This is a genomic window from Pseudomonas sp. TH15 (genome assembly GCF_016651105.1).
GTDB lineage: Bacteria > Pseudomonadota > Gammaproteobacteria > Pseudomonadales > Pseudomonadaceae > Aquipseudomonas.
Genome location: NZ_JAEKEL010000001.1, coordinates 4,009,087 through 4,030,413 on the forward strand (window position 1 = coordinate 4,009,087; position 21,327 = coordinate 4,030,413).

A 21,327-nucleotide genomic window follows, 5' to 3' on the forward strand; every position below is an offset into this window, starting at 1 on the left:
TTAGGCGCTAAAAGAAGTCGCTCTGAATGAAACCGAATTCCATCAGTTCCGCGTCTCTGACCGGTCTGAACTCATCGAGTTTGTTCTTGGCGGTCAAGGGGGCCGGAGGGTCGAGCAAAACATTGGCTTTGTCGTAGCCAGGGCCGACGATGGCGAAAACGATGCCGTTCCAGCCTTTGACAAAATCATCATGGTTGTAGCGTTTATGGCCAAGAACCGGGTCGCCGATGTAGACCCACTCCTTGTCTGCCCGCTGCAACACAACGAAGTGCTTGTAGCCGCGAATGTCCATCAGAACCACGACCGGAATCGAGACTGCATCCAGCTTTTCAGGCGGGATCTTGTAACCCCTGGCGCGCATGCCGATGCTTTCCACGTAGTGCTTCATGTCCAGCATGGAGAAACCCTGGGTACGAACCAGGTTCTGGTCAGCGTTGACCAGCATGCCTTTGATGATGTGGTCCTCATCGACGTCGAGCCAATAGGCTTGGCGCAACACGGTTGCCAGTGCGGCGGCGCCGCAACTGAAATCGGTTTTTTGCTCGACAATGTCGCTGAACTTGCGCTCACGAATACTTTGCACATGCTTATAGACCAACATGCCGCCAGGAAGGGCGGCTACAGGCATTTGAGCGGCTTGGCTGACACCGCACAGGCACAGCAGGAAGGTGAGGGCGGTCATACGCATGATCGATACGCCTATTTCCGGAGTGTGGAAAAGCCCCGTTGCCGGGGCTTTCGTTTCGATCGCGATTACATGCAGGCTTTGCAACCTGCAGCGATGGACAGCGAGTTGCTTTGTTGGTTGCCTACACCGGCGGCGTTGTTGTAGCCAGCGTTGCCGGAGAAGTTGTTGCCGACATTGGAGATGTTGGCGTTGTTGGTGACAGGGTTTTTCCAGCCGTCTGGAGTCATCACTTGTTGAGTGGTCACGCCAGCCAGGCCGAATACACCCACGGCAACGAAGTCAGACTTGGTGTCTTTACCGCCGCCACTTGGGCCATGGCCTTTGTCGTTGCTGCCATAACCGCCACCGCTGTGACCATGATCGTCATCTTTGGTGGTTGCAGTACCAGCAGCGCCGAACACGCCGACGGCGGCAACGGTGCCAGTGAGGGTGTCTTTTTTGTAGGTTTGAGTGCCGTTGTTAGACACCGACAGACCACTGGAGCTTTGGTTGGCAGCTGCGGCAGCCTGAGCTACACGGCCACCCGAAACAGCGATTGCCAGGTTGTTTTTCTGTTGGTTGAAGTTGCCGGCACTGTTGTTCACGCCGATGTTGCCGGAACCGCCGTTGCCGACGTTGTTGAGGCTGGCGTTGGCAGTGCTGGAGTAGTTGCCCACAGCGTTGTTGGCGTTGACCTGAGTAGCGCTGGAAGCAGACACCGCAGAGCCGAAGATGAAGCTTTCGTCAGCAGTGGCCAATGCCGCAGCGTTGTCTTGTTGGTTGCCGTCGCCTGCGGTGTTGTTCATGCCGACATTGCCGTTGGTGCCGTTGGCCGAACCGTTGATGTTGGCGTTGTTTTGGGTGCCCTGGTTGAGCACGGCGTTGCCGCCGCTGCTTTGCACGTCGAGTACTGCGGCACCGGCGCCTGCGCCGATTTGCAGCAGCTCTTCAAGGGTTGGGCCTTGAGGTTGAGGAGGATTATGGCCGCCGTGGCCGCCATTGTTACCATGATCGTTGCCGCCTGCTTGTGCTGCCATTGCCATCACTGCTGCCAGAGCGAAAACCAGTGGTTTAAGAGCCATTGTAGGTTTCATGGTGTTTCTCCTTGCTCATTAGTTGGTTAAGTGTTGGTACGTCTACTGCAGTGCAATTGGGTCAGTTCGAGACCCGGATGCTCAGGGTGTTAGCTATCTGGTTTCCCACCCCGGCACTCTGGTTCACCTGAATCACTCCGCGGCTGCCGGTGAAGGCCTGGTCGCTGGTAACGACCTGGCGGCTGCCTTTTGAAGCGTCAGTTGCTCCTGAGCTGGTTGACGGCGTCACGTTCTGCTGGGAAAGGACGCTGTCGTCGATACTTTGCGGGCCCGTGCTGATGCTTATCCGCATTGCGTTGGCCATCTGGTTGTTGGCGCCGGCCGACTGGTTAACGCCCAGTACACCGCTGCCATTGCTGAAAGAGTTGCCACCGATGCTGGCGGTTGCGTTCGTTGCCGGATTGCCGGGCGTGTCGATGTGCTGCCGCACGACAGTGGTCGCGCTGGCCGAGGTGCCGATGGCGACCGCCTTGGTGTTGGTCTGTTGCATCTGGTCACCGGCGGCCTGGTTGATGTTGTAGTTGCCGCGGTACTGGATGCCGGTGTTCTGAATGTTGGCGTTGTCCACTGAGCTGGGGTCGGCCATGGCGCTGGTGCAGCCGAGCAGGGCGAGCAGGAGCAGCGTGCGCTTCATCTTATTGGCCTCCAGCCATGCGGGTCAGCGGGGCGAGGCCAGTGCTGAGCGAGCGATTGATGGTGTTGGAGATCGCGCCGCCACCGCCGCCGCCATGACCGGCACTCATGCCGGGCAGGCCGTTGGGATTGGTCAGGACACTGGTGCCTGGGAGGGCGCCGGTTGCTGTCGACATGCCGCCACGGATGGACGAGCCGCTGGCTACGCTGGCAAAGTCGCCGTCATTGAGTTCGGTGCTGGTCATCGCTTGATCGATGCGCCCGGACGGGTTTGCGTTGACGGTGGTCGGGTAGGGGTCTTTGCCACCACTGCGACCGATAGGAATAGGCTGAACGTCGCGGTTGAGAACAATCACGCCATTGCCTTCAGCCTGAACATTGAAACTGAGCAATGTGCTGGCTGCTGATCCGATCAGCAGAAGGCAGGTCAAACCTTTATTGAAAGTTCCCACGGCAGCAATTCCTTCTTCGTTGTGGGCTGGCTTCTGTCAGCGTTATGAAGGAGAGAGCGAAAGCTGTGCCGCTTTTTAAAATGGTTTAAGTTTCAATGAGTTATACGAATGGAACGCGTGACTGATACACAAGCTGTTTCAAGATTGAAACACGCCGGGTGTCCCCATCCTGTCTATCGGCTGAACAATGCTCTGGAACGAGGGTTTGCGGGGGTGTGTTTCAGCGGTGTAACAAGTCGGGTGACAAACTGATGAAGGCTGCTGAAACGGGCACTTTGCGATAAGGCGAGTGTTTCAGGAGTGGACACTTTGCCCCGCAACAGGGGCAAGAGTGGGTCGGGATCTGCTCGAACCGGGTCACTTGCTGAGCAGGTGCTCCACCGCTGCGAACGCCTGTGCATGGCGCTCGGCCCAATTGCCCTGAATGATTTGCAGCGGTTGCTGGTGATCCTCCAGCCAAGCGTGGGTGGCATTGAAAAATGCTCGACGCTCATCAAGCGAGGGCTGACACCGCTGACCATCGTCCGTCCAGTTGACCTGCTCAGGCGACAGCAGCAAGTGCAAGTCGTAGTGTCGAGCCAGCAGCGCCTGCTCGATCCAGGCCGGGCAGTCGCCGAACAGGGTCTGGCTCCAGAGAATGTTGCTCAATAAATGCGTATCCAGAATCAACAGGTGCGGCTGCCCGGCCCGGGCCTGATCTTCCCATTGCAGTTGGCCGCGGGAGATTTCGGGGATGTCGGCGAGGCAGGTGTCCCGGGGGTTCTGGTCGATGAACCAGCGCACGTATTCATCGACCAGCACACCGCCGAACTGTGTTTTGAGCCCGGCCGCCAACCAGCTCTTGCCGCTGGATTCGGGGCCGGTGAGTACCAGCACTTTCATGCGTGCAACGCCGGATCGGTGCGCCATTCACGCCAGCCCTGTACCGCAATTACTGTGAACAAACCGTAGAGGGTCGCGGTCAGGTACAGGCCTTTGTAAATGAACAGCCCGACAAAAATCACATCGAGGACAATCCACAACGGCCAGCATTGCACACGCTTTTGTGCCATCCATAACTGCGCCACCAGGCTGAAACCAGTTAGCGCGGCATCGAGCCAGGGTTGGGCGGCATCGGTCCAGTGAGCCATTGCCGCGCCCAGCAACAGGCTGCCAATGGCGCCCGCCGCCAGCCCGAGCATGATCGAGCGGGCACCGAGTTCACTGACTTGCCGACCGTCATGGGCGTCGCCTGCGCGGGTCCACTGCCACCAGCCATAGAGTTGCAACGCGGCGTAAATCACTTGCAGCAGCATGTCCGAATACAGCTTCACGTCGAAGAAAATCCAGGTGTAAAGCAGCACCATCACCAGCCCGATCGGCCAGCACCAGGGGTTCTGTTTGACCGTCAGCCAGACGGCAATCACGCCGAGGGCGGCCGCAAACAGTTCAAGCCCGGACATGGAGGTTCCTTGGGGGAAATCGAAGAGGGGGCGGATTGTACCCAGAAAACCTGCAGGAGTGAGCCTGCTCGCGATAGCTTCGGCATAGTCAGCAATGATGTTGAATGTTCCGCCCTCATCGCTGGCAGGCCAGCTCCCACAGAGATTTGTGTAATGCCCAAGATGGGTGGGCATAGCACAAATCCTTGTGGGAGCTGGCTTGCCAGCGATGGCGGTATGTCAGCACGGTAGATATTGGCTGACACGACGCCATCTCCAGCAGGCTCACTCCTATGGTAGGGCGGTGCTAGACGCGGAACTGGCGCAGGAGGCCGTTGAGTTGTTCACTCAACTGGCCGAGTCGCACGCTAGCGGCACTCGACTGCTCCGCCGCCAGTGCCGTGCTGTGGGACAGCCCGGCCGCCTGGGTGACGTTCTGGTTGATGTCTTCCACCACATGGGCCTGTTGCAGGGTGGCGCTGGCAATCGACGCGTTCAGCCCGTTGAGGTTGCGCAGAGCCTGGCCGATAGCGCTCAGGCTCGCACCGGCCAGCCCCGCCTGTTCGATGGTCAGTTGCGACGCCCGGCTGCTGTCGCCGATCACCTTGACCGCTGCTTCGGAGTGATTTTGCAGGCGTTCGATCATCGACTGGATCTCCGCCGTGGACTTCTGGGTGCGCTGAGCCAGCAGACGCACCTCATCGGCCACCACCGCAAACCCACGACCTTGCTCGCCGGCCCGGGCGGCTTCGATGGCGGCGTTGAGTGCCAGCAGGTTGGTTTGTTCGGCAATCGAGCGGATCACTTCCAGCACGCTGCCAATCTGCGTGCTTTCGGCGGCGAGGGTGCGAATCACTTCGACCGCCTGATCAATGGTGCTGGAGAGTTTATCAATCTGCTGCAAGCTGCCATCGATGTTGACCTGGCCTTGCTGCGCCTGAGACTCGGCGTCGCGCATTTCGCTGGCTGCATGTTCAGCGTTCTTGGCCACATCCTGCACGCCGTAGGTCACTTCATTGATCGCGGTTGCCACCAGTTCCATTTGCTGGGACTGCTGCTGACTGCGTTGCTGAGCTTGCGCGGCGTCGTTACCCATATCGCTGGAAGACTGGCCCAAGGCGCTGGCAGAGACCTGCAACTGGCTGATCACCTGGCGCAGCTTGGCGGTGAAGGCGTTGAAGTGCCGCGCCAGTTGCGTGACTTCGTCCTGGCCGTGAGTGTCGAGGCTGCGGGTCAGGTCGCTTTCGCCGCTGGCAATGTTGGCCATGGCGTTCACCGTTTCTTGCAGCGGACGCACGATGCTGCGGGCAATCAAGATTACCAGCAGCGCCATGATCACCGCGATCACCAAACCGATGACCGAAGCATTGATCACCTGGCCGTAGAACTCGGCTTGCATGTCATCGATGTACACGCCCGAGCCGATCACCCAGCCCCAAGGCTCGAACAGTTTGACGTAGGAGGTTTTTTCTACCGGCGCACTGGCGCCCGGTTTCGGCCAACGGTAATCGACCATGCCGGCACCCTTGGCCTTGGCGATGGCGACCATTTCGTTGAACAGCGCAAAACCATCCGGGTCGCGGATCGTCGAAAGGTTCTGGCCTTCAAGTTTCGGGTTGGCCGGGTGCATGATCATCACCGGCGTCAGGTCGTTGATCCAGAAGTAGTCGTTCTGGTCGTAGCGCAGTCCGCGAACCACGGTCAGCGCCTGTTTTTGCGCAGCTTCGCGGGTGAGGGTGCCGGCGGTTTCCAGGTCGTGGTAATAGTTCAGAATGCCACTGGCGGTCTGCACCACATGCTGGGTTTTCTGCGCTTTGCCGTCGTACAGGTCATCGTGGATCTGTTTGAGCATCAACACGCCCAGCGTCAGTAACATCACGATGGCCACGATCAAGATGAGCCACAAGCGTCGGCTGATCGACACACTGCGCAAGCTGTTCATAACGCTGTCACTCCGGATTCTTTTTCTTGTAATAAACGGTCGCCAGCATCCAACCACGCTTTGCCGGTTGGGGCTATGCGACGCAAGTCCAATTACGCGACGGCGTTAATCAGGCATCTCTGATAGGATTTCGGCCTCGCACGGAAAAACCTGAATCCAAGTTGATTTTTCACGGAATTTTTACCGTTTCGTAGGGATCCTGTGTGCACGAAACTTCAGCTACGCTGAGCGCAGTGACGTATTAAAAATATTAACGGGGCGTGCCTAGATGCAACGCCTTTGGGGGATTGATGGACCTTTGGACCGCCTTTCAGGCGCTGATTCTTGGAGTTGTAGAAGGGCTGACGGAGTTTTTGCCCATTTCGAGTACCGGACACCAGATCATTGTTGCGGACTTGCTCAACTTCGGTGGTGAGCGCGCCATTGCATTCAACATCATTATCCAGTTAGGCGCGATTCTGGCCGTGGTCTGGGAGTTTCGCCGCAAAATCCTCGACGTGGTCACTGGCCTCCCGACCCAGCCGAGTGCGCGTCGCTTTACCGCCAACCTGTTGATCGCCTTCATGCCGGCGGTGGTGCTGGGGGTGATTTTTTCCGATTTGATTCACGAATACCTGTTCAACCCGATCACGGTGGCGGCGGCGTTGGTCGTCGGCGGGATCATCATGTTGTGGGCCGAGAAGCGTCAGCACGAAGTGCATGCCGAAACGGTCGACGACATCACCTGGCAGGACGCGCTGAAAGTCGGTTTCGCCCAGTGCCTGGCGATGATCCCGGGGACATCCCGCTCCGGCTCGACAATCATTGGCGGCCTGTTGTTCGGGCTGTCGCGTAAAACCGCGACCGAGTTCTCATTCTTCCTGGCCATGCCAACCATGGTCGCCGCGGCGGTTTATTCGGGCTTCAAGTATCGCCATTTGTTCGTGCCGGCAGACTTTCCGGTATTCGCCGTCGGCTTCATCACCGCGTTTATCTTCGCGATGATCGCGGTCAAGGCGCTGCTCAAGTTCATTGCCACTCATAGCTATGCGGCGTTTGCCTGGTATCGGATTGCGTTTGGCCTGGTGATCCTGGCGACCTGGCAGTTTGGCTGGATCGATTGGGCTGCCGCCAAGCCATGAACGACTCCGGCGCGCGGAACAACCCCGGCCGCAAGTCCGGGGGCGGGGTCCAGCATCTAGGCTTGAAATTGCTGGTGTTCGCCGCTCTTTGTGCGCTGCCGCTGTATGGCGCGTTGTCGTTATGGCTGCGCGGCGTTTCGGTGATTCCCTTGGCGGGTTACGGCGTGGTCAGCGTGCTGGCGTTTTTCCTGTACTGGGGCGACAAGCGCAAGGCTCGTGCCGATACCTGGCGCACGCCGGAAAACATCTTGCACGCAGTGGAACTGGCAGGTGGCTGGCCCGGCGCTTTGTTGGCTCAGCAGGTGTTCAGGCACAAGACCCGCAAGGTCTCGTTTCAACTGGTGTTCTGGCTGATCGTGCTGCTGCATCAGGTGTTCTGGATCGACCAGTTGTTCCTCCGGTTGAACCTGCTGAACCTGTTCTGAAGAACTGCAAAAAAACAATGTGGGAGCGAGCCTGCTCGCGAATAGGCCCTGTCAGACAACATCATCGTTGAATGAAAGTCCGCTTTCGCGAGCAGACTCGCTCCCACAGGGTGTTCGGGTTAAAGCAGTAATCCCGGCTGGGTTTTCTTGGGCAACTTGCTCACCACTAATTGGTGGGATCGTTGCAACAAGCCTTGCAGTTCTTCGACGCCCAGCGGGTAGGGCGTCTGCATGATGATCCATTGCGCCCGGGCCAGGTACGGCGCCGGGTGAATGCCCGGTCGGTCGCAATGACCGAGAAACAAATCCTTGTCGACCTTGAACGCCAGGGAATCGCCCCGCAGGTTCTGCAACGCGAACATCTTGTTGCCGGCAATCGAAAACACCCGCACACCGCCCCATTTGTAATCCTCCCGCGCACCGGGCAGCGTCAGGCAAAACTGTGCGACATCCGCTTCGCTCATGCGTCCAGCCTTCATATCAAACGGTCCCCACAGGCATTGAATGATTCGATCAAATGGTCGAGCCAGGCACGTACAGCCGGCATCACCCCGCGCCGATGAGGGTAGACCGCTTGCAGCCAGCCGCCAGGCATTGACCAGTCGGGCAGCAACTGGATCAGTGAGCCGTCCGCCAGCTCTGACTCGCAATACATCATTGGCAGAATCGTAAAACCCTGGCCGGCGAGGGCGCAGGCCCTGCGCACGATAAAGTCGTCAATGCCCAGCCGTGCTTCCAGTGCCAGGTCGCAGCTTTTGCCCTGTTGATCGAGCATGCGGATATGCACCATGCGGTCGGGTTCAAGGGCGCCGAGCACCGGCAAGCCCTTGAGGTCTTCCGGGTGATTGATCTCGCGGCCGTGCAGGAAGGCAGGGCTGGCGACCATGAGCGTCTGCGCCTGACGCAGACGCCGGGTGACCAGCAACGGATCTTCATCCCCCAGCTCGCGGACGCGCAGGGCGACATCGACACCTTCAGTGACCAGATCCACCCGACGGTTGACCAGCATGACCTCCAGCTGGACCTGCGGGTACTTCTCCAGGAAGTCGCTGATGACCGTCGGCAACATTTGATTGGCCAAACCCACCGGGCAGGACACCCGCAGTCGCCCCCGGGGTTCGCTGGACATGCTGGCCACCGCTTCGTCGGCCATCTCGGCCTCCAACAACATCGCCTGACAGTGACGCAGGTAACGCTCGCCCACGGCGGTCAACTTCAGTTGCCGGGTGGTGCGCTGTAGCAGGCGCGCGCCCAGGCGTTCTTCCAGTTCGGCGATGCGCCGCGACAGTCGCGACTTGGGAATCCCCAGCAACCGCCCGGCCGCCGCGAAGCCACCCGCTTCGACCACCTTGGCAAAATAGTAGAGGTCATTAAGGTCTTGCATGGGTTTGAGACTCGACTGTTCTATCAGTGGGACGAACTATCGCATTGTTGCGGGCTAATCAGCTATTAGATTCATCTGTAGCATCCTCTCCATCAGATCGCCCGGTGGCGATCCTCACCTGGAGATCACTTATGAAACTGTTGCATATCGATTCGAGCATTTTGGGTGACAACTCGGCTTCCCGTCAGCTGAGTGGCGAAGTGGTTAAAGCCTGGCAAGCCGCTGATACTTCGGCCGTCGTGACTTACCGTGACCTGGCTGCCGATGCCATCAGCCATTTCTCTTCGACTACTTTGGTCGCTGCTGGCACTACCGCAGAACTGCGCAACGCCGCGCAACAGCACGAAGCAGAACTGAGCGCTTCGACCCTGGCCGAGTTCCTTGCCGCGGATGCTGTGGTTATCGCCGCCCCGATGTACAACTTCACCATCCCGACCCAACTCAAGGCCTGGATCGACCGCATCGCCGTTGCCGGCCAGACATTCCGCTACACCGAAGCCGGCCCTGAAGGCCTGTGCGGTGGCAAGAAAGTCGTAATCGTTTCGACCTCCGGCGGCATGCACGTTGGTCAAGCGACTGGCGTCGCTCACGAAGACTACTTGAAAGTGCTGTTCGGTTTCCTGGGCATCACCGACATCGAATTCGTCCGCGCCCACGGCCTGGCCTACGGTGATGAAGTGAGAACCAAAGCCATGAGCGACGCGCACGCGCAAATCAGCGAGCAACTGTTTGCCGCGGCCTAAGATTCTTTCTTAAGGTTCTTTCGTAAGCATTGCGTAAAGAATACTAAACAGCTCGGGCATCATCTGAAAAACTCTGTATTCTGATCATGGTAAAGATCAGTTACAGAGTTTTTTGTTTTTAACGATTTTTCATGTTCTGGCCCAGGTTATGCAGTCGAGGGTTAACGTCCCCGTTCTGCAACGACCTTAGTGGCCGCAAACACTGGCACAAGGCCGCGTACTCCGCCACTCGGAGCACTTCGGGCTTTTCAGTCAAGTAACAAAGGTGGGGCATCCCATGGTGCGTCTCTGTGCAACGTTACTGATTTGCGTACTCAGCAGCCTGAATACGGTGCAAGCCAGGCCTGCGCCGAATCTATATTCGAGCGTCGGCTATCACGAGATGACGTTCCTCGATCCGCTGGATCTGCAACCGATGCGCGCCATCGCTTTTTACCCGTCCAGCGAACAGGCGCACACCAGCAAACTCGAGGGCTATACCGTCGAGGCCGGTGCAGACACCAAAGTCGCCATCGGGCGCTTCCCGATGCTGATGCTGTCCCATGGCAACGTCGGCACCCCGCTGGCCTTGCACGACCTCGCCACTTCGCTGGCCCGCAAGGGTTTCGTAGTGGTGGCGGTGATCCATCCTGGCGACAACTCCAAGGATCACAGCCGTCTCGGCACGCTGAGCAACCTTTATGGGCGGCCGCTGCAAATTTCCGAAGCGATTACTGCCACGTTGGGTGACCCGATGCTGGCGCCTTTTGTCGACGCCGATCAGGTGGGTGTTATCGGCTACTCGGCGGGCGGTGAAACCGCGTTGATTCTGTCCGGCGCCACACCTGACCTGGATCGGCTGCGGCGCTATTGCCAGCAACGCCCGGATGACCGCGATGCCTGCAACACCAAGGGCGAGCTGATTGTGGATCGTGATGATTTGGTGCCAGTGGCCGACCCGCGCGTGCATGCCTTACTGCTGATGGCGCCCCTGAGTCTCAAATTCGGCCGGCATACCCTGGCCGACGTGCATGTGCCGGTGCTGCTTTATAGCGGTGATGGCGACAAACTGGTGGCTTTCGACAAGAACGCCGCCGCGTTGGCGCGCAAACTGCCGATCGCGCCGGACTTCAAGTTGCTGGCAGGCGCTGGGCACTTCGTGTTCATGGCGCCTTGCAACGAGGAACAGATCATCGCCATGCCGGCGCTGTGCACCGATGCCGACGGCGTTGATCGCGAAGACATTCACCGCAACCTGGTCTCTGAAGCCGGACGTTTCTTTTCACATGCCTTGGCCAAACCGACGCGGGCGGGGATGCAGACGGCTGATCAATAACCCGAGCGCCGTAGGAGCAAAGCTTGCTCGCGAAGACGAATTAACATTCAACATCGTTGTTGAATAAAATGCCGCCTTCACGAGCAAGCTTTGCTCCTACAAGGGCTGTGTGGCGCGGCGTCTGAGCAGCAGGGTCAGCCCCAAGCCGATCACTGACAACAGCGCCGCACAGAAGAAAATCCACGAATAGCCCAGATTCAACGCCACTGCGCCCATCAATGGCCCGGCAATCGCCAGCGCCAGATCAAAGAACACCGCATAAGCGCCCAGGCCTGAGCCGCGACTGGAACTCGGCACCTGTTTGATCGCCTCGACCCCGAGCGCCGGGTACACCAACGACAACCCGAAGCCCGCCAATCCGGCGCCGATCAGCGCAAACGCGGTTGAGGGCGCCAGCCACAATAGCGTCAGGCCGATGGTCTCGATGGTCATACAGGCGATGGCCGAGTTGAACCCGCCAAATCGGCTGATCGCCGAAATGAACAACAGCCGCGACAGTATGAAACACACGCCGAACACCGTCAGGCAATACGCCGCGCCGCTCCAGCCTCGATTCAGGTAGTACAAAGTGATGAAGGTGGTCAGGGTGCCGTAGCCGATGGACGCCAGGCTCAGGCTCGCACCGAATGGAGCAATGCGCCCGAACACCGCCCAGAATGGCAGCCGCTCGCCGCGAATCACCGGCACTGACGGCTTGTTGCGAATCAGCAACAGCGCCCCGAGGGCCAGCGTCGACAGGACAATCCCGAGGCTGGCGAACCCATACTCGGCAACCATCACCACCCCCAGCGGCGCACCAATGGCGATGGCACCGTAGGACGCGATACCGTTCCAGGAAATCGAGCGCGCCGTGTGCTCGGCGCCGACCTGGCCCATGCACCAACTGATGGTGCCGACGCCGATCAAACCTTGGGCAATCCCCAACAGTAGCCGGCCGGTGATCAGGATCATCAGACTCAATAGCGGGACGCTTTGCAGCAACGTTGAAATCAATGTCAGCACGCCACTCAACACAATCCCCGACAAGCCGTAAACAATTGCCCGCTTGGTGCCAATGTTGTCCGACATGCGCCCGGCCATCGGGCGGCTGAGCAAGGTGGCCAGGTATTGGCAGCCGATGGTCAGCCCCGCGATGATCGCGCTGAAACCCAGCTGTTCATGGACATACCCCGGCAACACCGCAATCGGCAGGCCGATGCAGAGGAAGGCAATAAAGGTATAGAAGACGATGGAGACGATCTGCAGGGTGATCGCCATGGAGCTTTGCAGGGGTAGTTGCTGCGCAGACATGAGGGCTCGTTCGCGGGCGGCGGTAGGAGAACTGCATGATGGCTTGGGCGGGAAATAAAAGGAAGCAGGCTAACTATGTTCGTTGGGTTTGAGGGCCTCTTCGCGGGCAAGCCTCGCTCCTACAGGGGACGTGTATACCCGTAGGATGCGAGGCTTGCCCGCGAAGGTTTCTGCACCACAATGTACCCAACATTGAAATGCAAAAAGCCCCGTCACCAGGACAGGGCTTTTACTTGCAGCTTGAAACTAATAGCTGCTTTTAGAACACGACGCCCTGACTACGCAGGTAGTCATCGTACGTGCCGCTAAAGTCGATCACGCCACTAGGGCTCAACTCGATAATGCGGGTGGCCAGGGACGATACGAACTCACGGTCGTGGCTGACGAAGATCAGCGTGCCCGGGTAGTTCTCCAGCGCCAGGTTCAGCGCCTCGATGGATTCCATGTCCAAGTGGTTGGTCGGTTCGTCCATGATCAGCACGTTCGGCTTCTGCAGGATCAGCTTGCCGAACAGCATGCGACCTTGCTCACCACCGGAAATAACCTTGACCGACTTCAGAATCTCGTCGTTGGAGAACAGCATGCGGCCGAGGGTGCCGCGAACGATTTGCTCGCCGCCCTGGGTCCATTGGCCCATCCAGTCGAACAGGTTGCAGTCGTCTTCGAAGTCGTGCGCGTGGTCCTGGGCGTAGTAGCCCAGTTCGGCGGCGTCGGTCCACTTCACAGTACCGGCATCCGGGGTCAGTTCATTGACCAGGGTGCGCAGCAGGGTGGTTTTGCCGATACCGTTCGGGCCGATGATCGCCACGCGCTCGCCGGCTTCAACAACGAAGCTGAAGTCCTTGAACAGCGGCTTGCCGTCGAAGCCTTTGGCCATGCGCTCGACGATGACCGCTTGACGGTGCAGCTTCTTGGTTTGTTCGAAACGGATGAACGGGCTCACACGGCTCGAAGGCTTGACCTCGGCCAGTTGGATCTTGTCGATCGCCTTGGCGCGGGAGGTCGCTTGCTTGGCTTTCGAGGCGTTGGCCGAGAAGCGGCTGACGAACGATTGCAGCTCGGAAATCTGCGCTTTCTTCTTGGCGTTGTCCGACAGCAGTTGCTCGCGGGACTGGGTCGCCACGGTCATGTACTCGTCGTAGTTGCCCGGGAACAGGCGCAGCTCGCCGTAATCCAGGTCAGCCATGTGGGTGCACACGCTGTTCAGGAAGTGACGGTCGTGAGAGATGATGATCATCAGGCTGGAGCGCTGGGTCAGAATGTTTTCCAGCCAACGGATGGTGTTGATGTCCAAGTGGTTGGTCGGTTCGTCGAGCAACAGCACTTCAGGATCGGAGAACAGCGCCTGAGCCAGCAATACGCGCAGTTTCCAGCCTGGGGAAACCTCGCTCATCGGGCCGAAGTGCTGCTCGATGCCGATACCCAGGCCCAGCAACAGTTCACCGGCACGGGATTCGGCGGTGTAGCCGTCCATTTCGGCGAACTCGGTTTCCAGCTCGGCTACAGCCATGCCGTCTGCTTCGGTCATTTCCGGCAGCGAGTAGATGCGATCGCGCTCGGCCTTGACCTTCCACAACTCTTCGTGACCCATGATCACGGTGTCGATAACGGTGAATTCTTCGTAGGCGAACTGGTCCTGGCGCAATTTACCCAGACGCACGTTCGGCTCGAGCATGACCTGGCCGCCGGACGGCTCGAGATCGTTACCGAGGATTTTCATGAAGGTCGACTTGCCGCAACCGTTGGCGCCGATCAGGCCGTAGCGGTTACCCGCTGCGAATTTAACCGAAACGTTCTCGAATAACGGCTTGGCGCCGAACTGCATCGTGATGTTAGCTGTGGAGATCAAGAGTTATTCCTGCGAAGCATTCTGAGTAGCGAGGGTGCGGCTGGAGCGCTTGGCCCGAGTCAAAGTGCGCTGAGGCGGGGGTTCCCGTCATCAACCAAGGGGGGCGCGTAAAGTTTGGCGGCGATTGTACTGGTCTGGCTCTTTAAACGATAGGGCGAAGACGCCGCGGGCGCCGATTGGCGCAATCGCGGGACAGTTTTTCACAGATGAGTGTTCACTATCGGTTACAAAGTGTGGCTAAAATGCCATGCATATCACCCAGCGCCTTCAACCGCGCGGGCTCAAGGATGTGCCATTGGTATTCAGACCACTGCATAAGACGCTAGGCCACGAGCCGCCAGGCGCGCAGATTGTTCAATTCTGACGTGTGACGAATGCCGTGAAACTCATCATTGCCGCCATTTATGTTGTCTCCATCGCGTATGTTCACCTGCGCGGTCGCGTGCGCCACAAACTGGGCCGCCAATTAAGCGACCACTCGACGTTTCTGGCGCCGATCAATTGCTTCCTTTATATGTTCTCCAAAACCCCGAGCAAGCCATACCTCAACCCGGCGGACTTTCCGGACCTGAGCCCATTGCAGGCGAACTGGGAAGTCATCCGCGCCGAAGGCCAAAACCTGCTCAAGGCCGGGGAGATCAAGCGCTCGAACCAATATGACGACGTCGGTTTCAACTCATTCTTCAAGAGCGGCTGGAAGCGTTTCTACTTGAAGTGGTACGGCGACAGCCATCCTTCGGCGCAAAAGCTCTGCCCGCGCACCACCGAGCTGGTGCAAAGCATCGGTTCGATCAAAGCGGCGATGTTCGCCGAACTGCCGCCGGGTTCCAAACTGGTGCGTCACCGCGACCCGTATGCCGGCTCCTATCGCTATCACCTGGGCCTGGAAACTCCGAACGATGCCGGTTGCTACATCAACGTTGACGGCCAGAACTACCACTGGCGTGATGGGGAGGCGGTGATGTTCGACGAAACGTTCATTCACTACGCCGAAAACACCACCGACCAGAACCGCATCATCCTGTTCTGCGACGTCGAGCGGCCGATGAAGTACCGCTGGGCGGCGGTGCTCAACGGTTGGTTCAGTCGTAATGTCATGGCCGCGGCGGGCGCGCCGAACGATGCGGGCGACAAAACGGGGGCAATCAACCGCTTGTTCACCAAAATCTACAAGGTTCGTTTGCGGGGCAAGGAGCTGAAAAAGCAAAACCGCACGCGTTACTACCTGGAGAAGTGGGCGATTTTTGGTGGGTTATTGGCGGTTTTCGTTCTGATCTGATTCATATCTGCCCGCCGCAGCACCTACCTGGAGCAACCCTGTGGGAGCTATGTAGGAGCTGTCGAGTAAAACGAGGCTGCGATCTTTTGATTCTGCTTCCAAGATCAAGATCAAGATCAACAGATCGCAGCGTGCCGCAGCTCCTGCATGGAGTGTCAGTGACGCTTGCTTTTAGAGACTCTCTCAAAAGCTACCTGTCAGTTGCCTGACGATTCTTCAGTTGTCATTCCCCCGACGCTTTTTTGGTCTTCTTCGCTGGCGCGGCCTTGGCCTTCGGCTTGGCCGCGGCTTTGCCGCCAAGGCTGCGTTTCAACAGCTCGGTCAAATCAATCACATCAGCGGTTTTGCGCTCTTCCTCGCCACCCACCGTCTCGACATCTTCGATCTTGCCTTCATGGGCCTTCTTCTCCACCAGTGCCATGATCTTGTCTTCGAAACTGTCGTGGTAATCCTCGGGTTTCCAGTCGGCGCTCATGTCCTCGACCAGACGCTTGGCCATCTCCAGTTCGCCCTTGGCCAGTTCGGGTTTGGTCACTTCACTGCCCAACGCCAACTCATCCAGGCTGCGCACTTGCGCCGGCCAGCGCAGCATCACCAGCACCATGGCCGACTCCAGCGGCATTAGCGCTGCCAGGTGCTGGCGGGTGTGCAGCACGACGTGGGCGAGGGCGACTTTGTTGGTTTTGCTCAGGGTTTCGCGCAACAGCGCATAGACCTTGCCGCCGCGTTTGTCCGGGGCCAGGTAGTAGGGCGTGTCGATGTTTTGCAGTGGGATTTGTTCGCTGTCGACGAAGGCAAAGATGTCGATGGTCTGGGTCGACAGCGGGTGCGCCGAGCGGATTTCCTCTTCGCTGAGCACCACGTAACGGCCCTTTTCGTAGGCGACGCCTTTGACAATGTGTTCCTTGGAGACTTCCTTGCCGGTGACCTTGTTGACGCGTTTGTAGCCCACCGGGTCCATGCTGCGGCTGTCGAGCCAGTCGAAATCCACGCCTTGGGACGAGGTGGCCGACATCAGGGCCACGGGGATGTGTACCAAGCCGAAACTGATTGCGCCTTTCCAGATTGCCCGGGCCATCGTCGTCTACTCGCAAGTGATGATCAGGTGACCTGTAGCGGCGGACGAAAGTTTCCTGCGATTGAGCTGGTTTGCGGGCGCTTGGTCAACTCGTGTTACATGTTGTTTAACGCCCATGGGTTAACAAATCCGAACCCAGCGCGTAGCGTGGACTCGAAGGCTCTATCCCCTGCGCATCGAGAGGCCGCTCCATGAACCGAATCTTGCTTGGCATTGCTGTCCTCGCCGTGAGTGGCGGTCTGGTTCACGCGGACGTTGTGCCGCCAGCGTCTACGTTACTCCTCGCGCAAAGTCCGACTGGCAACAGCAACAATCCCTACAACAGCCCGATTCGTCGGGCCAATCCCAACAGCATGCAAGGCACTCAGCCCAGCACACCGCCGGTACGTGGGCCCAATACCGTGCCAACGCCGCGCCAGCCTACCGTGGAGAACCGTGGTATCGGTAATGGCCAGCCAATTCGCAGCGTGCCCAGCAAGCCACCGACCTTCATTCCCAATCCGCCCTCACGGGGTACCGACAGCGACCGTTGAACGGCAGGACTGAAGTTCTGCCAGCCTTTCAAGTGAACAAAAGGAATCGTACATGTTGCGTAAAACCCTTCTAGCCAGCCTGTGTGCCGGCGCTCTGATCAGCGCACCGGCGTTCGCCGCAGCGCCCCAGGAGCTGCAAAGCGAGCAGGGCACCCTCGAAGTCACGACGATAACCCAGGGGCTTGAACATCCATGGGCGCTGGCTTTTCTGCCCGATCGCCAAGGCATGCTGGTGACCGAGCGGCCAGGCAATCTGCGGGTGGTTACCAGTGATGGCAAGCTGTCGACGCCGATCGGCGGGGTACCGAAAGTGTGGGCCAAGGGGCAGGGCGGTTTGCTCGATGTGGTGCTGTCACCGGACTTCAAGCAGGATCGCCTGGTTTATCTGTCCTACGCCGAGGGTGGCGGTGAGGGCGACAAGGCCGGGACCGCGGTCGGCCGCGGACGTTTGTCCGACGACCTGACGACCCTCAAGGACTTCAAGGTAATCTTCCGCCAGGAGCCGAAACTCTCAGTCGGCAACCACTTCGGTTCGCGGCTGGTGTTCGACCGTGACGGGTATCTGTTCATCACCCTGGGCGAAAACAACGACCGCATGACCGCCCAGGACCTCGACAAGCTGCAGGGCAAAGTCGTGCGGATCTACCCGGACGGCAAGGTGCCGGATGACAATCCTTTTGTCGGTCAGGACGGCGTGCGTCCGGAGATCTGGTCCTACGGCCATCGCAATCCGCAGGGCGCGGCGATCAACCCCTGGAACGGCACGCTGTGGGAAAACGAGCACGGTCCCAAAGGTGGCGACGAAATCAACGTGATCGAGCGTGGCAAGAACTACGGCTGGCCGTTGGCAACCAACGGCGTCAACTATTCAGGTGAGCCGATTCCGGAGTCCAAGGGCAAGACGGTCGAAGGCACCGTGCCGCCGCACCACGTTTGGGAAAAATCACCGGGTGTTACAGGCATGGCCTTTTACGATGGTGATCGCTTCAAGCCTTGGCAGCACAACGTGTTTATCGGCGCGCTGGCGAGCCAGGAACTCATCCGATTGCAGTTCGATGGGGACAAAGTGGTGCATGAAGAGCGTTTGATGGGAGAGCTCAAGGCGCGGATCCGCGACGTGAGGCAGGGGCCGGATGGGTATTTGTATGTGCTGACGGATGAAGCGGATGGAGCGTTGTACAAGGTCGGACTGAAGTAAGGCGCTGAGAGCGCTCTATACCTGTGGTGAGGGGATTTATCCCCGATGGATTGTGCAGCTTCTCTAGGAAGAGCGGGGCTGCTTCGCTGCCCATCGGGGATAAATCCCCTCGCCACAGGGGTTGTGGTGGCTAAAGAATTTGGGGGAATAGCACCACTGCGGCGCGTAGTTTTCCTCGGCCGAATCGGCACATCTTCTCAAACTCCCCATGACTCACCGGCAAATGCTGGCAATCCATCGGCTGGCGATGCTGGCTGTGGTCCACATCCGGATCATGCAGGTACACAAACTCCTCGTCGCAATCGGTGACCATCACCCAATGCGGCGCCTTGGAGCGCGTCAGCCGATAGCTACTGATCAACACCAGCGGCTGCCCGCCAGCGTCCAACAACTGCGGCAGATCCAGCGGCCCGCCAACCTCCCGTTCCACATCGGTATCCTGCAACTGCGCAGTGAACTCTTCATGCACTAACCGCATTACGTCCTTTTTATGCTCATCGCGCACCCCGTCGAGAAACAACGGCCCGGCCATGCTCAGTTGCAGCCGCACACGAAACCCGCGTCGCCATGCCGCCAACGCCAGCCCCTGCGGGCTGCAACCGCCGTGGCCCGAGGTCATGAACACCGTGGTCGCCTCGCGCCAGATTTGCAGTTCTTCGCGGCGCTCTAGCAACCGACCCTGTTGCAACGCGCCCATCGCCATCAGCAAACAGGCCGGGCCGCATGTGAAGTCGGTGGTTTGCGCGTAATAAGGCACCTTGACGCTGCGCGAGTCGCGGTGCTGGAGGATGCGTTTCTCCAGGCGCAATGCGTCGGCGTGGTCCTCGTAGTAGTCATGAATCAGCGCAAAACGCCTGTAACCGTTGCGCTCATACAAGGCAATCGCCGCCGGGTTGTCGGTGCGCACTTCAAGCCGTAGGTAGGCGCAATCGTGTTCAAGGGCACAGGCCTCGATCCGCTCCAGCAACTGTTTACCCAAGCCATTGCCGCGGGCATCTGAGGCAATGGCAATCGAATAGAGTCGCGCCAGAGACGTGCCTCGGTGGAACAGCACCACCGCGTAGCCGACCAGTTGTTCCCCGTGTTGGGCGACCAGCAGCCGTCCATGAGCGCGAGTGATCATCCACTGAAAGCTGCGACTGGTGAGCCGATCCGTGGTGAAGCATTGCTCTTCGAGTTTCAGCAACGCCGGTAAGTCTTCAACTACCGCCAAGCGAAAGACAGGATTCATATGACCACCGTAAAAGTTGCGTAACGAAACGGGACTTTCAAAAAAGTTCGTGCTTAATAGGAAAGGTCTTGTTCTCCAACGGATCAATCACTATGTCAGCGGTACAAGGTCATTGGCGCGAAGTATCCGAGCAAACTTTGCCGGCGGCAACTTATTTAAATGACGCGATCAGAACTTCAAGTCAGTTGATTATCATCGTCGAACGCAAGGAAGACTGGGCGTCCTACTTTCCCAGCGAAGACATCGTCACGGCCCAGGAATACCTGGAACAAACCCGTGACAACGAGCAGGGCAAACGGGTCCAGGTGATCAACCTGTGCCGCAGCTACAAGTACCTGGGGCACGGTTATTACTGCTCGCTGCTGGCCGAGGCCCGGGGGCACAAGGTTATTCCGTCGGTGCGGACCATCAGCGAACTGACCCGTAAATCGCTTTACGGTCTGGCTCTCGATGATCTGGATAAACCGCTGGAAAAAGCCCTCAGCAATCATCTTTACAGCGACACCGAAGGCTTTACGCTAACCCTTTATTTTGGCAAGACTAATATCGAGCCATTGCAGGATCTGGCGCGGCAGTTATTTGAAGTCTTTCCGTGTCCGATATTGCTAGTTGAGTTTAGAAGAACTAACGGTTGGCACATCGAAGGTATAAAGTCCGGTGCCTTGCACAAGTTGCGCGAAGATCAGGAAGATCAGTTCGCCAACTCTCTGGACAGTTTCAGTCGCAAGATCTGGCGCGTGCCGCGCTCCCGGCGCTTGGCCCGTTATGACCTGGCGATCCTGCATGATCCGCAAGAAGCATTGCCGCCGTCCAACGCCAAAGCCCTGGATAATTTCGTCCGGGTCGGCAAAACCCTGGGTATCGACGTCGAGTTGATCGAGCGCAAGGACTACGCCCGTATCGCTGAATACGACGGGTTGCTGATCCGCGAGACTACAAGCGTCGACAACCATACCTACCGCTTCGCCAAGAAAGCCGAGAGCGAAGGGCTGGTGGTGATGGACGACCCCGCATCGATCCTGCGCTGCACCAACAAGGTCTACTTGACCGATCTTCTCAAAAGCCATCAATTGGGCATGCCCGCCACCGAAATCCTCTACAAGGAACGACCGGAAGACTTCGAGCGAGTCGGCGAGCGCTTGGGCTTTCCACTGGTGTTGAAGATTCCTGACGGCTGCTTCTCCCGGGGCGTGATCAAGGTCGAGAGCCAGCAAGCCTTGCTCGAAGCCACCGCCGAACTGTTCGAACACTCGGTACTGTTGCTGGCCCAGGAATTTTTCTACACCGAGTACGACTGGCGCATCGGCGTGCTCAATCGCAAACCGATCTTTGCCTGCCAGTACTTCATGTCCAAGGGCCATTGGCAGATCTACAACCACAAGGCCAAGGGCTCGGACATCAACGGCGAATGCCGCACCCTGGCGGTCCACGAAGCGCCGCGCGCGGTGGTGGAACTGGCAGTGAAGACCGCCAACCTGATCGGCGACGGCCTCTACGGCGTCGACCTCAAGCAGTCCGGCGACAAAGTAGTGGTGATCGAGGTCAACGACAACCCGAACATGGACGCCGGCATCGAAGACGCTTACTTGCAGGACGATTTGTACTCGCTGGTGCTGGAAGAGTTCGTCCGTCGCCTGGAGCTCAAGCGCCGCGGCCAGGCCTGGTGATGACC

21 protein-coding genes are annotated in these 21,327 nt (G+C 58.6%); 8 read left to right on the forward strand and 13 right to left on the reverse strand.

The window, feature by feature from the left end; translation table 11 throughout:
- Nucleotides 1–7: 7 nt before the first annotated feature.
- From JFT87_RS17930 to JFT87_RS17960, 7 genes are all read right to left on the reverse strand, one after another.
- Nucleotides 8–688, reverse strand: coding sequence for a C39 family peptidase (locus JFT87_RS17930; RefSeq protein WP_201203321.1), 681 nt, complete (start codon nucleotides 686–688; stop codon nucleotides 8–10).
- Nucleotides 689–753: 65 nt separating this feature from the next.
- Nucleotides 754–1,761, reverse strand: a complete 1,008-nt coding sequence (locus tag JFT87_RS17935) for a heme utilization protein (protein WP_201203323.1) — start codon at nucleotides 1,759–1,761, stop codon at nucleotides 754–756.
- Nucleotides 1,762–1,822: 61 nt separating this feature from the next.
- Complete coding sequence (locus JFT87_RS17940; protein ID WP_201203324.1) at nucleotides 1,823–2,395, reverse strand: adhesin; 573 nt, start codon at nucleotides 2,393–2,395, stop codon at nucleotides 1,823–1,825.
- Nucleotide 2,396: 1 nt separating this feature from the next.
- A complete protein-coding gene (locus JFT87_RS17945) occupies nucleotides 2,397–2,846 on the reverse strand; it encodes a hypothetical protein (RefSeq protein WP_201203325.1) in 450 nt (149 codons plus the stop codon).
- A gap of 357 nt (nucleotides 2,847–3,203) precedes the next feature.
- On the reverse strand, nucleotides 3,204–3,728 hold the full coding sequence (locus JFT87_RS17950) for an AAA family ATPase (protein WP_201205253.1): 525 nt from the start codon (nucleotides 3,726–3,728) through the stop codon (nucleotides 3,204–3,206).
- Entirely contained in the window at nucleotides 3,725–4,288 is a 564-nt protein-coding gene (pnuC, locus tag JFT87_RS17955) for a nicotinamide riboside transporter PnuC (protein WP_201203326.1), read from the reverse strand. The genes JFT87_RS17950 and pnuC overlap by 4 nt, the downstream gene beginning before the upstream one ends.
- Nucleotides 4,289–4,574: 286 nt before the next feature.
- Entirely contained in the window at nucleotides 4,575–6,209 is a 1,635-nt protein-coding gene (locus tag JFT87_RS17960; RefSeq protein WP_201203327.1) for a methyl-accepting chemotaxis protein, read from the reverse strand.
- Nucleotides 6,210–6,499: 290 nt separating this feature from the next.
- Here JFT87_RS17960 and JFT87_RS17965 point away from each other — a divergent pair, with 290 nt between their 5' ends.
- The gene (locus JFT87_RS17965; protein WP_201197558.1) at nucleotides 6,500–7,330 is read left to right on the forward strand and encodes an undecaprenyl-diphosphate phosphatase; all 831 of its coding nucleotides are present in this window, start codon (nucleotides 6,500–6,502) and stop codon (nucleotides 7,328–7,330) included.
- Entirely contained in the window at nucleotides 7,327–7,755 is a 429-nt protein-coding gene (locus JFT87_RS17970; RefSeq protein WP_201203328.1) for a DUF1294 domain-containing protein, read from the forward strand. The genes JFT87_RS17965 and JFT87_RS17970 overlap by 4 nt, the downstream gene beginning before the upstream one ends.
- 119 nt (nucleotides 7,756–7,874) lie before the next feature.
- On the opposite strand, the gene JFT87_RS17975 is transcribed toward JFT87_RS17970, so the two are convergent.
- On the reverse strand, nucleotides 7,875–8,234 hold the full coding sequence (locus JFT87_RS17975; protein ID WP_201203330.1) for an MmcQ/YjbR family DNA-binding protein: 360 nt from the start codon (nucleotides 8,232–8,234) through the stop codon (nucleotides 7,875–7,877).
- Entirely contained in the window at nucleotides 8,231–9,139 is a 909-nt protein-coding gene (locus tag JFT87_RS17980; RefSeq protein ID WP_201203332.1) for a LysR substrate-binding domain-containing protein, read from the reverse strand. Before JFT87_RS17980 ends, JFT87_RS17975 begins: the two co-directional genes overlap by 4 nt.
- Nucleotides 9,140–9,270: 131 nt before the next feature.
- Here JFT87_RS17980 and JFT87_RS17985 point away from each other — a divergent pair, with 131 nt between their 5' ends.
- Together JFT87_RS17985 and JFT87_RS17990 are read left to right on the forward strand one after the other, a co-directional pair.
- Nucleotides 9,271–9,882: an FMN-dependent NADH-azoreductase gene (locus JFT87_RS17985; protein WP_201203334.1), complete on the forward strand. Its 612-nt coding sequence runs from the start codon at nucleotides 9,271–9,273 to the stop codon at nucleotides 9,880–9,882.
- Nucleotides 9,883–10,159: 277 nt separating this feature from the next.
- A complete protein-coding gene (locus tag JFT87_RS17990) occupies nucleotides 10,160–11,197 on the forward strand; it encodes an alpha/beta hydrolase family protein (protein WP_201203336.1) in 1,038 nt (345 codons plus the stop codon).
- A gap of 96 nt (nucleotides 11,198–11,293) precedes the next feature.
- On the opposite strand, the gene JFT87_RS17995 is transcribed toward JFT87_RS17990, so the two are convergent.
- Both JFT87_RS17995 and JFT87_RS18000 read right to left on the reverse strand, forming a co-directional pair.
- Nucleotides 11,294–12,487 (reverse strand): MFS transporter, encoded by a 1,194-nt coding sequence (locus tag JFT87_RS17995; protein ID WP_201203337.1) that lies wholly within the window; start codon nucleotides 12,485–12,487, stop codon nucleotides 11,294–11,296.
- A gap of 259 nt (nucleotides 12,488–12,746) precedes the next feature.
- Nucleotides 12,747–14,336, reverse strand: a complete 1,590-nt coding sequence (locus tag JFT87_RS18000; RefSeq protein ID WP_201203338.1) for an ABC-F family ATPase — start codon at nucleotides 14,334–14,336, stop codon at nucleotides 12,747–12,749.
- A 379-nt stretch (nucleotides 14,337–14,715) separates the two neighbouring features.
- On the opposite strand from JFT87_RS18000, the gene lpxO reads away from it, so the two are divergent.
- Nucleotides 14,716–15,615, forward strand: a complete 900-nt coding sequence (gene lpxO, locus JFT87_RS18005) for a lipid A hydroxylase LpxO (protein ID WP_201203342.1) — start codon at nucleotides 14,716–14,718, stop codon at nucleotides 15,613–15,615.
- A gap of 223 nt (nucleotides 15,616–15,838) precedes the next feature.
- Here the strand turns inward: lpxO and ku are convergent, their stop codons facing one another.
- Nucleotides 15,839–16,693: a non-homologous end joining protein Ku gene (gene ku / locus JFT87_RS18010; protein WP_201203347.1), complete on the reverse strand. Its 855-nt coding sequence runs from the start codon at nucleotides 16,691–16,693 to the stop codon at nucleotides 15,839–15,841.
- 191 nt (nucleotides 16,694–16,884) lie between these two features.
- Between ku and JFT87_RS18015 the strand changes: the two genes are divergently transcribed.
- Together JFT87_RS18015 and JFT87_RS18020 are read left to right on the forward strand one after the other, a co-directional pair.
- On the forward strand, nucleotides 16,885–17,226 hold the full coding sequence (locus JFT87_RS18015) for a hypothetical protein (protein ID WP_201203348.1): 342 nt from the start codon (nucleotides 16,885–16,887) through the stop codon (nucleotides 17,224–17,226).
- Between the two features lie 52 nt (nucleotides 17,227–17,278).
- A complete protein-coding gene (locus tag JFT87_RS18020) occupies nucleotides 17,279–18,424 on the forward strand; it encodes a PQQ-dependent sugar dehydrogenase (RefSeq protein WP_201203350.1) in 1,146 nt (381 codons plus the stop codon).
- 130 nt (nucleotides 18,425–18,554) lie between these two features.
- Here JFT87_RS18020 and rimI read toward each other — a convergent pair whose 3' ends face one another.
- Entirely contained in the window at nucleotides 18,555–19,655 is a 1,101-nt protein-coding gene (gene rimI, locus JFT87_RS18025; RefSeq protein ID WP_201203351.1) for a ribosomal protein S18-alanine N-acetyltransferase, read from the reverse strand.
- A gap of 92 nt (nucleotides 19,656–19,747) precedes the next feature.
- On the opposite strand from rimI, the gene JFT87_RS18030 reads away from it, so the two are divergent.
- Entirely contained in the window at nucleotides 19,748–21,322 is a 1,575-nt protein-coding gene (locus tag JFT87_RS18030) for a RimK family protein (RefSeq protein ID WP_242486347.1), read from the forward strand.
- Nucleotides 21,323–21,327 lie beyond the last annotated feature (5 nt).